The sequence below is a fragment of the Ruegeria sp. CH11 genome (genome assembly GCF_056537105.1).
In genome coordinates, this window is sequence record NZ_JBQFQX010000005.1 from 180016 (window position 1) to 194159 (window position 14144).

At 58.3% G+C, this 14144-nt stretch carries 10 protein-coding genes; 5 read left to right on the forward strand and 5 right to left on the reverse strand.

Annotation, left to right across the window (positions count from 1 at the left end; all coding sequences use genetic code 11):
- Positions 1 to 9: 9 nt before the first annotated feature.
- Together gap and ACR0LX_RS10565 are read right to left on the reverse strand one after the other, a co-directional pair.
- Positions 10 to 1011, reverse strand: a complete 1002-nt coding sequence (gene gap, locus ACR0LX_RS10560; RefSeq protein WP_480783686.1) for a type I glyceraldehyde-3-phosphate dehydrogenase — start codon at positions 1009 to 1011, stop codon at positions 10 to 12.
- A 216-nt stretch (positions 1012 to 1227) separates the two neighbouring features.
- Positions 1228 to 2484, reverse strand: a complete 1257-nt coding sequence (locus tag ACR0LX_RS10565) for a glycerate kinase type-2 family protein (RefSeq protein WP_480783687.1) — start codon at positions 2482 to 2484, stop codon at positions 1228 to 1230.
- 264 nt (positions 2485 to 2748) lie between these two features.
- Between ACR0LX_RS10565 and ACR0LX_RS10570 the strand changes: the two genes are divergently transcribed.
- Complete coding sequence (locus tag ACR0LX_RS10570) at positions 2749 to 3702, forward strand: GlxA family transcriptional regulator (protein WP_480783688.1); 954 nt, start codon at positions 2749 to 2751, stop codon at positions 3700 to 3702.
- Here ACR0LX_RS10570 and ACR0LX_RS10575 read toward each other — a convergent pair.
- Positions 3699 to 4622: a GlxA family transcriptional regulator gene (locus tag ACR0LX_RS10575; protein WP_480783689.1), complete on the reverse strand. Its 924-nt coding sequence runs from the start codon at positions 4620 to 4622 to the stop codon at positions 3699 to 3701. The genes ACR0LX_RS10570 and ACR0LX_RS10575 overlap by 4 nt on opposite strands.
- 97 nt (positions 4623 to 4719) lie before the next feature.
- Here ACR0LX_RS10575 and ACR0LX_RS10580 point away from each other — a divergent pair, with 97 nt between their 5' ends.
- From ACR0LX_RS10580 to aspT, 4 genes are all read left to right on the forward strand, one after another.
- Entirely contained in the window at positions 4720 to 5880 is a 1161-nt protein-coding gene (locus ACR0LX_RS10580; RefSeq protein WP_480783690.1) for an acyl-CoA dehydrogenase family protein, read from the forward strand.
- A gap of 3 nt (positions 5881 to 5883) precedes the next feature.
- Complete coding sequence (locus ACR0LX_RS10585; protein WP_480783691.1) at positions 5884 to 7899, forward strand: acetate--CoA ligase family protein; 2016 nt, start codon at positions 5884 to 5886, stop codon at positions 7897 to 7899.
- 3 nt (positions 7900 to 7902) lie between these two features.
- The gene (locus ACR0LX_RS10590; RefSeq protein ID WP_480783692.1) at positions 7903 to 8682 is read left to right on the forward strand and encodes a carnitinyl-CoA dehydratase; all 780 of its coding nucleotides are present in this window, start codon (positions 7903 to 7905) and stop codon (positions 8680 to 8682) included.
- A gap of 215 nt (positions 8683 to 8897) precedes the next feature.
- Positions 8898 to 10598 carry an aspartate-alanine antiporter gene (aspT, locus tag ACR0LX_RS10595; RefSeq protein ID WP_480783693.1) on the forward strand — a complete coding sequence of 567 codons (1701 nt, stop codon included), beginning with the start codon at positions 8898 to 8900 and terminating at the stop codon, positions 10596 to 10598.
- A 4-nt stretch (positions 10599 to 10602) separates the two neighbouring features.
- On the opposite strand, the gene ACR0LX_RS10600 is transcribed toward aspT, so the two are convergent.
- Complete coding sequence (locus ACR0LX_RS10600; RefSeq protein ID WP_480783694.1) at positions 10603 to 12309, reverse strand: aspartate:alanine exchanger family transporter; 1707 nt, start codon at positions 12307 to 12309, stop codon at positions 10603 to 10605.
- Positions 12306 to 13937: a bifunctional aspartate transaminase/aspartate 4-decarboxylase gene (locus ACR0LX_RS10605; RefSeq protein ID WP_480783695.1), complete on the reverse strand. Its 1632-nt coding sequence runs from the start codon at positions 13935 to 13937 to the stop codon at positions 12306 to 12308. Before ACR0LX_RS10605 ends, ACR0LX_RS10600 begins: the two co-directional genes overlap by 4 nt.
- Between the last annotated feature and the right edge of the window lie 207 nt (positions 13938 to 14144).

Genomic DNA, 14144 nt, shown 5'->3' on the forward strand with positions numbered 1-14144 from the left:
CGATTTGCTTTAGTTCGCGCCGGCCATCGCGTGGGCGGTGTCCAGCATGCGGTTCGAAAAGCCCCATTCGTTGTCGTACCAGCTGAGGATGCGCATCATGCCACCATCTGTCAGGCGGGTCTGTTCCGTGGCGAAAATCGACGAATGCGGGTTGTGGTTGAAATCGGACGAGACCAGAGGCTCGTCAGAAATGGCCAGTACGCCTTTCATTTCGCCTTGGGCAGCGGCGCGGATGGCAGCGTTCACCTCGTCAACCGACGCCGCGCGCTTGGGCATGAAACACAAATCCACCGCTGATACGTTCGGTGTTGGTACGCGGATGGCCGATCCATCCAGACGGCCCTTGAGGTGGGGCAGCACCTCTCCGACCGCGCGTGCCGCACCGGTCGAGGTCGGGATCATCGACATCGCCGCAGCGCGGGCCCGGTACAAATCCTTGTGCATTGTGTCCAAGGTCGGCTGATCGCCGGTATAAGAGTGGATCGTTGTCATATAGCCGGTCTCGATCCCGAAAGCGTCGTCAAGCACCTTGGCGACCGGCGACAGGCAGTTGGTCGTGCAGCTTGCGTTCGAGACGATGACGTCCTGACCGCTCAGGCTTGCGTGGTTTACGCCAAACACGATGGTTTTGTCCGCCCCGCTGGCAGGTGCCGAGATCAGAACCTTTTTCGAACCGTTCTCTAGATGCTGAGCAGCTGCATCCCGTTTGGTAAAGATGCCGGTGCATTCCAGGGCAACATCGACATCACCCCAGTCCAGCTTGGACGGGTCACGTTCGGCGCTGACGCGGATTTCGCGCCCACCGACAAGCATCTGGTCGCCCTCAACTTTGATCTCGGTGTTCAACGCGCCGTGGACGGTGTCGTATTTCAGCAAATGCGCATTGGTCTCGACCGGTCCAAGATCGTTCACAGCAACGACCGCGATGTCGTTGCGCCCGGCTTCTACCAACGACCGCAAAACGCAGCGGCCAATGCGCCCAAATCCGTTAATGGCAACCTTTACGGTCATGTTTGCCTCCCTTGAGGATAGTCGATGCAGGATCACGTTCAGAGCCCCGGAGCACCATCTGAAGATGGCACCTCGGTGCTGTTACCGCTAACAATCACAATTACAGGTGTTTTGTCAATAACGCTTGATGCACGAGTGCGGGATTAGCCTAGTTTGGCTGCCGACCGCGGACTGGCAGTCAAAACCGGCGTTCAGATCGGAGGTACGCCCGAGGCCTCAGCGCACCAGAATCGCGCGGAAATCGTTTACGTTTGTCCCGGTCGGACCGGGCGAGAACAAATCTCCGACCGACTCGAACGCAGAAAACGCGTCATTCCCGGCCAGATCGGCGGCTGGGTTACGCCCGGCAGCACGCATGCGGGCGCAACTGGATCCGTCGGCAAAAGCCCCGGCATTGTCTTCCGATCCGTCAATGCCGTCTGTGTCAGCTGCAAGCGCTGAAATGCCGGTGGTTCCGTCCAGTTCCTGCGCAATAGCCAGCAAAAACTCGGTATTTCGTCCACCGCGACCTTTGCTGCGCAATGTGACCGTTGTTTCGCCTCCGGACAGGATGACCACCGGTTTTTCAAATGGCCGGTTTCGATTGGCGACTTCGCGCGCGATCGCGGCATGGACCCGCCCAACATCGCGCGCTTCGCCTTCGATAGCATCGGATAGGATAACGGCGGGAACGCCTTGCGCCTGTGCCGCCTGGGCGGCAGCATCCAGCGAAATTCCTGCGGATGCGATCACATGAACCTCGTTCTGGGTGAAACGCGGATCATCTGGCAAAGGCGCGTCGGCGGCCGGGTTGCGAATGTGATTCAGGATACTGTCGGGAAGGTCGATGTGGTGATCGGCGATCAGGTTCAGAGCGTCCTGTCTGCTGACCGCGTCCGGAACCGTTGGGCCAGACGCCACCTGCGCCGGATCATCGCCGGGTACATCCGACACCACGAGTGAAACTACGCGCGCTGGATGGGCCATCGCGGCCAACCGCCCCCCTTTCAGCCCGCTGACATGTTTGCGGATGGCGTTCATGGCCGAGATCGGTGCGCCCGATGCCAACAGCGCGGCGTTCAGCGCCTGCTCATCTTCCAGCGAAAGTCCGTCCGGAGGACAAGGCAGCAAGGACGAACCGCCGCCGCAGATCAGGGCCACGACCAAATCGTCCGGGCCCAGATCCGCCACTTCTTGCATCAGGGCTTCGCTTGCCTGCAACCCGGCCTCGTCCGGTACGGGATGGGCGGCTTCCAACACCTTGATCCGGTCACATTTGCTGCCATAGCCATACCGCGTTACGACGGTGCCCGACACCGGGCCGGGCCACAGTGTTTCGAATGCGCGGGCAAGTTGCGCCGCGCCTTTGCCTGCGCCGATGACGACAGTGCGTCCCTTGGGTGGGTCGGGCATATGTCCGGCGAGCGCCTTCAGAGGATCAGCAGCCTGTACCGCTGCATCAAAGAGAGATGTAAGAAATTCAGTGTCCCGCATACCTGTCCATGCCCTTGTTGATCCCGCCATGGTTCGTCACGGTCAGGTCGCCGCCAATGTAAAGGGCCAATTGCCCTGCCATGCAAGCCGTTCCTTTTGGCGGACTTGCGGAAGACCCCCGTTCGACGCAGGCAGGTGCCCCTGAAAAGGTTTTCTCTGGCGCTGCTCGGACCCATTCGGCCCAACGTTCCGTCTGTGTTCTTAGAGCAGAAACCAAAGCGGACTGCTTTCAATTCACCCGCCCCAGCTGTATTATTTTCGCCAATGAGCACTCCTTTTTCGCCAGACACGCCTGAACGGTTCGAGTTTCTGCTGCTCGACGGGTTCTCGAACATGGTTCTGGCCAATGCGCTCGAGCCGTTGCGCGACGTTTTTCTGCGTTCGACATTTGCGTATCCGGATTGGGAAGTGACAACGCTGGACGGCAAAACGATCCAAAGTTCGTCCAGATTGAAGATCTCACCCGACCGGCAGTTCGATCCGAAGCTGACAAGCGACACTCTGGTTATTGTGGCGGGTTACCGCGTACGGGCGCAGGTAACAAAGCAATTGGTGGCTGCAATCCGCGAAGCTGCCCGCAACGCCAAGCGTGTTCTTGCCCTGGACACAGCGGCGTGGCTGTTGGCCGAGACTGGATTGCTGGACGGCCACAGCGCCACGATTCACTGGCAGGAGCTGGATGCATTTGCCGAAACCTTTCCGCGCGTCGATGTATCGACCGCACGATTTGTCCGGTCGGGCCGGATCATGACATGCGGTGGGGCAAGTACCGCGCTGGACCTCATGCTCGAGCTGATACAGGAGTTGTTTGGTCCCGCTGCTGCGTTTGATGCGTCGAACATGTTTCTGTTCGACCCTGTGCGGCAGAAAGAGGCGCAACGCGGCGCCAAGCACCTGATGAGCCGTGGGTCGCCCATGCTGTTGGAGGCCCTGAATGTCATCGCCGAAAATGTCGAACGCCCCTTGACCACTTTTGAGCTTGCGGAGCGCGTGTCGATTTCCGAGCGCAGCCTGAACCGGGCTTTTTCGGATGAATTGGGAATGACGCCCGGAAAGTACTATCGCCTGTATCGGCTGCAGCATGCACGCTATCTGGCACAGGAAACCCGGCTGAGTTCCGAGCAGATTGCGTTGCGCTGCGGGTTTTCCGGTTCATCCTCGCTGGGTCGGTCGTTTCTGCGGGAATTCGGCAAACCCATCAGCGCAGTCCGGTCCTAGAGTCCGACGTCAGCCCTGACCGCGCTGGGTGTTTGTCCAAACTCGGCCCGGAAGGCCCGGGTCATGGCGCTGGCGTTGTCATATCCGCAGCGGCTGGCGATTTCAGCCACAGACTGCTGCGTCTCTTCCGCCAACCTTCGCGCAAGGTTCAGTCGCAGGCGTTTATACACCGCTTGCGGCGTTGTTCTGAGTTCAGCCTGAAACACCAGCTCGATCCGTTTCTGGGAACATCCGATCCTGCGGGCGACGGTACGGATCGACAGTGGGGCTTCAAGGTGCTCCTGCATTACGCTCAGCGCGCGATTGACCATAGTATCTTCGGACTTCATCGGCAGAGGGTACCGCGTGCTGACCCCTCGGCTCATCAACAAATGGGCGACTTCCATCGACAACAGCGGGCCGTGATCTCTTTGGATCAGGGCCGACGCGAGATCGAACGCCGCCATCGCCCCCGAGCATGTGAGGCGATCCCCGTCAATTATGAACCGTTCGCGGACCGCGTGGACCGCTGGAAAGCTCTCTTCGAACCGGGTGAGTTCGTCCCAGTGAATGGTTGCTTTGTAGTCGTCCAGCAAACCAGCCCGCGCCAATAGCCAGCTTCCAGTGTCCAAACCAGCAAGCTGGGTGTGGTTCTTGGCTGCTGCCAGCAATGCGCGTGTGATCCGGGGCGCGTCCAGTTTCAGATAGCCATAAGACGGCATGACAACGAGACATGTGCCCTTTTGGTCACCCAATGGCCCATGTGGTGTGATGACCAGATCGCTGGAACTTTGAACAGGTTTCCCGTCCAACGAGCAGAAGCGCCACGCATAGAGCGGTTGGCGCGCCAAGGTATTGGCCGCCCGCAATGGCTCGACCATGTTGGCAAGACAGTGGTTCGAAAATCCGTCGAAGAGCAGAATGTTGAACTGATGTGTCAATTTTTCGAACTTTGCATGATTTTCGGCTAATTCTGCATGCCATATTGATGCGTGATCGGGTTTCCTGCGTCAATCACCGATCCAAGGAACTCGCGACATGAATTTTGGTCTGACCGACGAACAGGAGATGATCGTTTCGACTGTGCGCAGCTTTGTCGAAAACGAAATTTACCCACACGAAGACGCCGTTGAGCGCACGGGGTCTGTGCCGCTGGAGCTGGGGAATGAGATCAAGCAGAAATGCATCGATCTGGGCTTTTATGCCTGCAACTTTCCCGAAGAGGTCGGCGGTGCCGGGCTGTCACACCTTGATTTCACCCTGGTCGAGCGGGAACTGGGACGCGGGTCGATGGCCCTGACGCATTTCTTCGGGCGCCCACAGAACATCCTGATGGCCTGCAATGATGACCAGCGCGAACGTTATTTGCTGCCAGCCGTGCGTGGAGAAAAGATGGATGCGTTGGCGATGACCGAACCGGACGCGGGTTCGGATGTGCGGGGCATGAAATGCCAGGCCGTGCGCGATGGCGGAGATTGGGTCATCAACGGCTCGAAACATTTCATATCGGGTGCGGAACACGCCGATTTCTTTATCGTTTTTATCGCCACAGGTGTCGATGAGACGCCAAAGGGACCGAAGAAACGCATTACCACTTTCCTTGTGGATCGCGGCACTCCGGGGTTCGAGGTGCGCGATGGGTACAACTCGGTCAGCCACAAAGGGTACAAGAACTGCATCCTGTATTTCGACAATTGCCGCCTGCCGGATGCGCAGGTTCTGGGCGCGGTTGATGGTGGATTCGCGGTCATGAACGAATGGCTTTATGCGACGCGCCTGACGGTCGCTGCCTTTTCGGTCGGGCGTGCCCGACGCTGCTTTGATTATGCACTGAACTATGCCGCCGAACGTAAGCAGTTCGGTCAGCCCATTGGCAAGTTTCAGGGTGTCGGTTTTCAGATCGCCGACATGATCACCGAAATTGACGCTGCCGACTGGCTGACCCTATCCGCTGCCTGGCGATTGGATCAGAAACTGCCCTCAAATCGCGAGATCGCCTCGGCCAAACTCTATGCCTCCGAGATGCTGGCGCGGGTTACCGACACCACATTGCAGATTTTCGGCGGTATGGGGCTGATGGATGACTTCCCGGTGGAGCGTTTTTGGCGCGACGCCCGCGTCGAGCGCATCTGGGATGGTACCAGCGAGATCCAGCGTCACATCATCAGCCGCGATCTTCTGCGTCCGTTGGGGGCGTAAAAGGTGAGCAAAGACCTTGCCCGGCTGCTACGCCCGAAATCCATCGCCGTCATCGGCGGCGGCGCTTGGTGCCATCAGGTCATTCTGCAATCCGAGCGTATGGGCTATGCCGGGCATATCTGGCCGGTACACCCCAGCGACGCTGAGGTTTCAGGGCACAAAGCCTATGCACGTCTGTCGGACCTTCCTGGACCGCCGGATGCGGTTTTCATCGGCATCAACCGGAACGCGACGGTCGAGGCGGTGCAAACCTTGTCCGACATGGGCGCAGGCGGAGCGGTCTGCTTTGCCTCGGGCTTTTCCGAAGCCTTGGCCGAAGATGATGCAGGGGGCGACCTACAAGACCAATTGATCGCTGCAGCAGGCGACATGCCCATTCTTGGCCCGAACTGCTACGGCTTTATCAATGCGCTCGACGGAGCGTTGCTTTGGCCGGATCAACATGGGGCCAAACCGGTCGATCGCGGTGTTGCGATCCTGACGCAAAGTTCGAACATCTCGATCAACCTGACAATGCAGAGACGTGGCCTGCCGATCGCCTATATGGTGGCCTGCGGAAACATGGCGCAGACCAGTCAGGCCGAGATTGCCGCGGCCCTGATCGCCGATCCGCGGGTGACGGCCATCGGCCTGCATATCGAAGGCTTCCAGGACATTCGCGAGTGGGAAGCACTGGCCGCCAAAGCATATGCCAAGGGTATCCCGCTGGTCGCCTTGAAAGTCGGCGCGTCAGAACAAGCGCAAATGGCGACCATATCGCACACTGCGTCTCTGGCAGGCAGCGACGCCGGGGCGCAAGCGCTGCTGGAACGCTTGGGGATCCCGCGTCTTGCTGCCCTGCCCGACTTTCTTGAAACGCTGAAACTATTGCATTGCTGTGGGCCGCTGCCAGGCGGCAACATCGCCTCGATCAGTTGCTCTGGGGGCGAGGCCAGCCTGATCGCGGATATGGCCGTCGGCACCGGCCTGACCTTCCCGCGCCTGACCGACGACAAAAGAGCCCGCTTGCGTGCAGCACTCGGGCCGATGGTCGCTCTGAACAATCCGCTGGATTATCACACCTATGTCTGGCGCGATGAAGACGCGATGACGCAGGCGTGGTCAGGTATGACCGGGGACGACATCGACCTGACAGTCTCGATTGTGGACTATCCGACCACCGATCCCACCGATTGGTCCTGTGCAACGCGCGCAGCGATCAGAGCGCGCGCCGAAACCGGTGCGCGGTTTGCCGTTGCGGCGACGCTGCCCGAGCTTCTGCCGGAAGACGTCGCCCAGGAACTTATGAGCGGCGGGGTGGTGCCATTTATGGGACTGCGCGAGATGCTGTGCGCAACCCGCGCTGCAGGGCAGATCGCTGCGCCCTCACCGCTCCCCGTTTTGCAGCCAGGTCCGACACCGGAAAGCCGTACATTGACTGAAGGCGAGGCCAAACAATCGCTCGCAGCATACGGTTTGAGCACCCCACGAAACTGCACGGTGCGCGGAACAGATGACGCTGCAGTTGCCGTGCAAGGCATGGAGGGCCCCTTTGCGGTCAAAGGCGTCGGTCTTGCGCATAAATCCGAACATTCCGCAGTCCGTCTGGGCGTTCACGCAAAAGACCTGACGCGTGTCGCCGCAGAGATCGGAACGGATGAGATTCTGATCGAAGAGATGATCACCGGAACCGTCGCAGAGCTGCTGGTCGGCGTCGTGCGCGATCCAGCGCACGGGTTTGTCCTGACCCTGGGCGCGGGCGGCGTATTGACCGAAGTACTTCGCGACACCGCATCCCTGCTGATACCAAGCCCGGCCGAGCAGATCCAAGCCGCCTTGGGCAAACTGAAAATTGCCCCGCTGCTGTCAGGCTATCGGGGCCAACCGGCGGCTGATATGGATGCTATCATTACCGCCGTACAGGCCGTTCAGGCCTATGTCATGGAAAACGCCGACACGCTTGACGAGGTCGAGATCAACCCGCTTCTGTGCACGCCGGACAAGGCGGTTGCCGTGGATGCCCTAATCAGAAAGGCCTGAGAAATGGACCCAATCAAAACCCGCCGCGATGGAGCAATCCTTGAAGTGACGCTGGATCGACCCAAGGCCAATGCCATTGACCTGATCACAAGCCGCAAAATGGGCGAGGTCTTTGCCGAGTTTCGGGATGACCCTGAATTGCGCGTGGCCATCCTGACCGGTGCAGGTGAGAAGTTCTTTTGCCCCGGCTGGGATCTGAAAGCCGCAGCCGACGGCGATGCGGTTGATGGAGACTATGGCGTCGGAGGGTTCGGCGGTCTGCAAGAGCTGCGCGACCTGAACAAACCCGTCATTGCAGCAGTGAACGGCATCGCCTGTGGTGGAGGGCTGGAGCTGGCGATCTCGGCCGACATGATCCTGGCGGCGGATCATGCGACTTTTGCACTGCCGGAAATCCGCTCGGGCACCGTTGCCGATGCGGCCAGCGTCAAACTGCCCAAGCGCATCCCGTACCATATCGCCATGGAACTGCTGCTGACTGGACGTTGGTTTGACGCCGAAGAAGCCAACCGCTGGGGGTTGGTGAACGAAATCGTGCCTGCTGATCAATTGATCGACCGCGCTTGGGAACTGGCGCGCCTGCTGGCCTCGGGTCCACCGCTGGTATACGCAGCGATCAAGGAAGTGGTCCGGGATGCCGAAGACAGCAAATTCCAGGACGCTATGAACCGTATCACCAAGCGCCAGTTGCGTTCAGTGGACGTCCTTTATGCAAGCGAGGACCAGTTGGAAGGTGCCCGCGCCTTTGCGGAAAAGCGCGACCCGGTCTGGAAAGGCAAGTAGAGGTTAACGCCGCAGATGAAGCGGGGCGGCTTTGAATGTCAGGGCCGTGCCGAGTTTTGTTCCACTTATGCAAATCCTTGCAATTGACAGAAGCAAGGGCGGATGTTTACCTGACACCAACATGGCGCAGGCAACCTAATTTATTTTTATTTTCAGCGTTCTGAGCGACCCACCCAGCGCCAAATCCAACCGACTTGCAACCTGGGGATTTTTCGATGGAGTTGATTGCCGACCAGCTAAGAACCTACCCGATCATGGCTCTGTTCCTGTGTTTGGGCCTGGGATATGGGGTTGGGAAATTCAAGATTGGTAAGTTCGAACTTGGCGGTATTGCCGGGACATTGCTGGTCGCGGTATTTGTTGGCCAGATTGGCGGGATCAATCTGAGTACCGATGTCCAGAACGTCTTTTTCTCGCTCTTCATCTTCATGGTTGGATACAATGGCGGGCCACAGTTTTTTGCCGCGCTCAATCGAACCGCGCTGACCAAGTTACTGGCTGCGTTCATGATGACGCTTTGGGGATTGTTCTTTGTAATTGCCGTGGCCACCTGGGCTGGGTTGGATAAGGGGCTTGCAGCGGGCCTTGCCGCGGGTGGGCTAACGCAATCCGCGATTATAGGCACGGCAGGTAACGCCATCGACCTGCTGGGTCTGGCTGCGGACGAAGCGGAGAAGCTGAAAACCAATATCGCGGTGGGGTACTCGGTCACCTACATTTTCGGCTCGATCGGACCAATTCTGGCGGTCAGTGTCATTCCGATCATCATGCGCTGGGACCTGCGTCAAGAGGCAATCAAGCTGGCTCAAAAGCTCAGCGGCGGCGGCCGGTCGTTGGAAGAAGGTGAGTTTCTGCCGATGAACCGGTTTGATGCGCGTGCTTATCGGGTCGAGGATGGTGCCCAGGTTGTCGGAAAATCGGTTACAGAAATCGAAGGCGGCTATGACAGCGATGTTTTGGTCGAAAAACTGCTGCGAGATGGCGCGCCTGTGAACCCCAAACCCGATACTGTAATTGTCAGTGGCGACGTGATCGTGGTGTCCGGACTTGTTGGCGCGCTTGCAAAATTTGAAGCCTCCTCGGGCAAGGAGGTCGGAGAATACCCCCCTGCCCTCACCATTGTCGAGGAACGGCGCAACGTGGTTATCACCAACCGCAAACTGACCGGAAAGACGCTGGGCGAACTGCGCACGGCGCTGACCGCCGACCAGCGTCGTGGTGTGCATATTTCGAAAATCACCCGCATGGGGCATGACATACCTGTGCTACAGGATACCGAGATTCACGCAGGCGACGAGGTCAGCATCGTCGGGCATAAGGACGACTTGAACCGGGTGTCAAAAATGGCGGGCTATGTGCCGCCGTCGGCTTCGGTGACGAATTTCATCGCGCTGGGGATTGGCGTGGCCGTCGGATACCTGATCGGCGAGATCAGCTTTGTCATCGCCGGAACAAAGGTTGCCCTTGGATCGGGGCTGGGTTGTCTGGTCACCGGCCTGATCATTGGCTACCTGCGCATTCGTCGCCCGAAAATCGGCGGCATCAACCGCGGGGCAGCCAATTTCCTGCAAAGCTTTGGCCTTGCGGTGTTTGTCGGCGTGGTCGGATTGAATGCCGGTCAACCCGCCCTGCAAGCGATTCAGGAATACGGGATCACCTTGCTGTTGCTGGGGTTCGTGGTCACTCTGATGCCCATGATCGTACAATTCCCAATCAACTATATTGCCCTGCGCATCCGCAATCCGGTTGAGGCTTGTGCAGTTGTAACCGGGTCCCGGTCCGGCAATCCCGGTTTTGCGACGCTCCTGGAAAAGACGGGCAACTCGACGCCGACACCCGCGTTCACGATGACCTACGCAGTCGCGAACATCTTCCTGACGCTTTGGGGGCCGCTGGTTGTCGCCTTCGTGCCCTGACCCGTCAGATCAACAGAAGCACGATGATTGAGCCCCAAAGCGCCAGCAGCACGTTGCCCACGGCATAGCCCAAACCGTAGCCAAGCGTTGGGACCTGGCTTTGGGCGGCTTCCTGAACGGCGGCCAAGCCCGGCGCCGAAGTGCCAGCCCCGCAGCAGGTTCCTGCCAGGACGCCTTCGTTGATGCCAAAAATCTTGCGTCCGACAAGCACAGCCGAGCCATGGGCCAAAAGGACAATGAGCACTGAGCCGATGATCAGCGACGGGCCGCTGTCCAAGACACCTTCGACAAAACTGGTTCCGGACGTGATGCCGACGCAGGCGACAAAGACGCACAGGCCCAGTGAATCGAAAATCCACAAGGTTGCTTCGGGCACAAATCCAAACGTTCTGCGGACCGACCGAAGCCATCCCGCCACCAGCCCGCCAAGCAAAACACCGACCGACGTGCCCAGACCCAATTCGAGCGCACCAAATTTCAGGGCTGGAATGCCAACAAGACCGCCCAAAAGAATAAAAAACGCAACGAACACCATATCCGTCTCTTTTGTTTCTCGATCGAGATAGCCTAGTGCGCCGGCGGCATCCTCGATATGGCGGCGCGTTCCCGAGACGGTCAGAACGTCGCCCTTGTGCAGTGTCACGCCGCGAAAGATTGGCAACCGTTCGCCGCTGCGCATGATACCGCGCAGAAAAATGGTTCGGGCCTGAGGATGCTGCGACATCGCACCAAGCGTTTTGTTGACCACTGCGCTATTGGTGACAACGATGTCGCTGGTTTCAACCGGAAGATCCAGCAATTCCGGGTCTTCGATTTCCTCTCCCAACACATGGGCGTGGTCGATCAGGTAAGAGCGTAATCCGGCGATTGCCGCGATGTCACCGTCTTGCAGGATCATGTCTTTCGATGTTGGTAATATCTGATCACCTCGGCGCACGCGGTCGAAATAGGCGCAAACATGTTGCGGAACCCGGGCTTCAAGTTCGTCTACGCGTTGGCCGGCGAAATCGGGGTTGATGCGGTAGGCGCGCGCCTCAAAATCTCGATGCTGTGAAACAACCGGGTGTTCGTCGCTTTCCAATTCGGCTTCGTATTCCGCGCAGGCGTCTTTCAGCGACCGACCATAGATTCTTGGCGCCACGAGCGTATGAAAAACAATGGTCGCGATCACGCCAACAAAATAGGCCACGGCAAAGCCGGTGGCGATTTCTGCTTCAAAAATACGTTGGGCAGCAGGGTCCGCGCCGGTTTTGGCAAACGCGTCGATCGCGACCCCGAGAGTTGCGCTTTCCGTCACGCCGCCCGCCAACAGACCCGCAGCAATGCCGACGGACAAACTCATCAATGGTGCAAGCAGCGCTGCCGTAATCAAGGCCACGACGCACAAGAGCACTGTGATCGCGATCTGCGGCAACGCGCTGCGATTAAGTGACCGAAAGAACTGTGGGCCGGTCCGATAACCGATCGAAAAGAGAAACAGCAGAAAGAAAGCCTGCTTGACGTCGTCCGATACGACGACGCCGGTCTGGCCAACCAGAACTCCGGCCAACAGGCACCCGGCGACCGAGCCCACCTTGAATGACCCAATTGAAATCTTGCCAAGGGCATACCCCAAGGCAAGGCTGCAAAACAGGGCTAGCTCGGGATGCGCGCCAAAAATCGACCCGATGAACTGCATATCAAAGGGCGTCCAGGCCGGTGTTTGGTTCATCCATGCAATGGCAACCCTTTCGATGCGCGATACGCCTGAACATACCCGGTCGCAACGGCCCGAACCGCGCGCCCGATCTGACGGTAAGCGCTGTCGTCTAGGTTGGCAAAGGATACCCGCGCTGACCAGTTCGGCGCGTCGAAACCAGACCCGTTCAGCAAAACGATCCCGTGATCCTGCGCAAGTTTGAACGAGATATCCAGCGGATGCACGTTTTCCTTGATCCAGTCGACAACTTCTTCTCCGATATATTTCCGCAGCCAGAACTCGAAATCAATGATGCCGTAGTATCGATCAAATAGTGGGTTCTCGGGGACATTGATGCCCAAACCTTCGACCAGTTCCGTAAAGCGGTGTTCAAGAATGCCACGGCAAAACGCCTGGTAGGCTTTGTCGTCATCCATCATCTCCACCAACGAGAACAGCGTCATCATCACCTGCTGAGGCAGCGACAACCCGGCGGTGTGGTTCAGCGCGACGTCGCGGCTGTCGGCGACGATCCGGTCAATGAACTTCATTTTGGACGGGTCGGGCGACAATGTCGTGTAGCGCGCTTCGACAACCTGCTTAACCTCGGCCGGTGCGTCAGCGATCATACGGTCGAAAATGTTGTTCTCGGCCACCAGAATCGTGCCCAGACGCCAGCCGGTACAGCCAAAATACTTGGAATAAGAATAAACCCCGATGGTGTTTTCAGGCAGATGGCCCATGACGGATTCGAAATTGGGGACAAATGTTCCATACACGTCATCCGTCAGGACGATCAGATCCGGCCGGCGGGTTTTGACAAAGTTGACCAATCGCGCAAGGGCATCCTTGCTCATCGCGACGGCCGAAGGATTGCCGGGGTTGACCATGAACAACGCTTTGACGTTAGGGTCGGCGAGCGCCTCGAGATCTTCGTCGGTCAACTGGAATTCATCTTCCTCGTCCGAGCACACATGCACGACATTCAGGGCATAATCCTCAAGCTCGGGCATCTCCAGATAGGGCGTAAAGATCGGCGTGGCCAGCGCGATGGTGTCACCGGCGTTCAACAGCCGCTGGTTCTTGAGCGACTTGAAGATGTAGCACATCGCGGCAGTCCCGCCCTCGACCGCATAGATATCGAATTTGGCATCCGGTCGATGACCGGCGCACATGGCCCACATGATATATTCGTGCACGATTGCTTCGTTATGTTCGAGACACCGGTCGGGCATCGGATAGTGGTCTCCGACGATGCTGTCGGTCAGTTCCAGCACAAACGTATCCGGGTCGAAGCCGAATTTCTCGATGGCAAAGTCCACGGCCGCCGCCAGCATTTTTGCGCCCGGAGGCACGTTCGGCCCCTCGGAAGCTGCGCAATAGGCCTTTAGGCGCGCGTAACATCCCGGCCCCTGCGGCATCCCCGCCAATCCAACCTCGGGCTCATAGCGGTCACGCTGCGCCTCGGTCATCGCGAACTGGCCCAGCAGAAAAAACGCCTCGCGCGCCTTGGTGGCAATCCAGTTGGGATTGCCCCTGCCCGCATTCAGGTAGGGCAGCGTCGATTTGCGTGATTCCTTCTGCGCAAGTTTGATCAACTCGTCCTTGATCTCGAAAGGGCTGAGGTTCTCGAATTTGTGAAGGTCTATTGGTTGCGACATTGCCGATGTCCTTTTGTCAAAAAATATTCAGAAATTCAGAGGAATAGTAGAAAGAGAGAGAGCATTCTGTAAACGGTGGAAGGTGCCTATGCGAATTATTTTTCCGAGCTCTATTGTTGGCGTTACCGTTCCTTCAAGTTTCTTGCTGTTTGGGTGCGGGATGGGCCGCAGCAAAGAATGTGCTTTCAAAAATTCGAAAGACAGGAT

Coding starts and splice junctions, on each gene's coding strand:
- gap (WP_480783686.1), bottom strand. CDS start 1,011: ATGACCGTAAAGGTTGCCATTAACGGATTTGGGCGCATTGGCCGCTGC.
- ACR0LX_RS10565 (WP_480783687.1), bottom strand. CDS start 2,484: ATGCGGGACACTGAATTTCTTACATCTCTCTTTGATGCAGCGGTACAG.
- ACR0LX_RS10570 (WP_480783688.1), top strand. CDS start 2,749: ATGAGCACTCCTTTTTCGCCAGACACGCCTGAACGGTTCGAGTTTCTG.
- ACR0LX_RS10580 (WP_480783690.1), top strand. CDS start 4,720: ATGAATTTTGGTCTGACCGACGAACAGGAGATGATCGTTTCGACTGTG.
- ACR0LX_RS10590 (WP_480783692.1), top strand. CDS start 7,903: ATGGACCCAATCAAAACCCGCCGCGATGGAGCAATCCTTGAAGTGACG.
- aspT (WP_480783693.1), top strand. CDS start 8,898: ATGGAGTTGATTGCCGACCAGCTAAGAACCTACCCGATCATGGCTCTG.
- ACR0LX_RS10600 (WP_480783694.1), bottom strand. CDS start 12,309: ATGAACCAAACACCGGCCTGGACGCCCTTTGATATGCAGTTCATCGGG.
- ACR0LX_RS10605 (WP_480783695.1), bottom strand. CDS start 13,937: ATGTCGCAACCAATAGACCTTCACAAATTCGAGAACCTCAGCCCTTTC.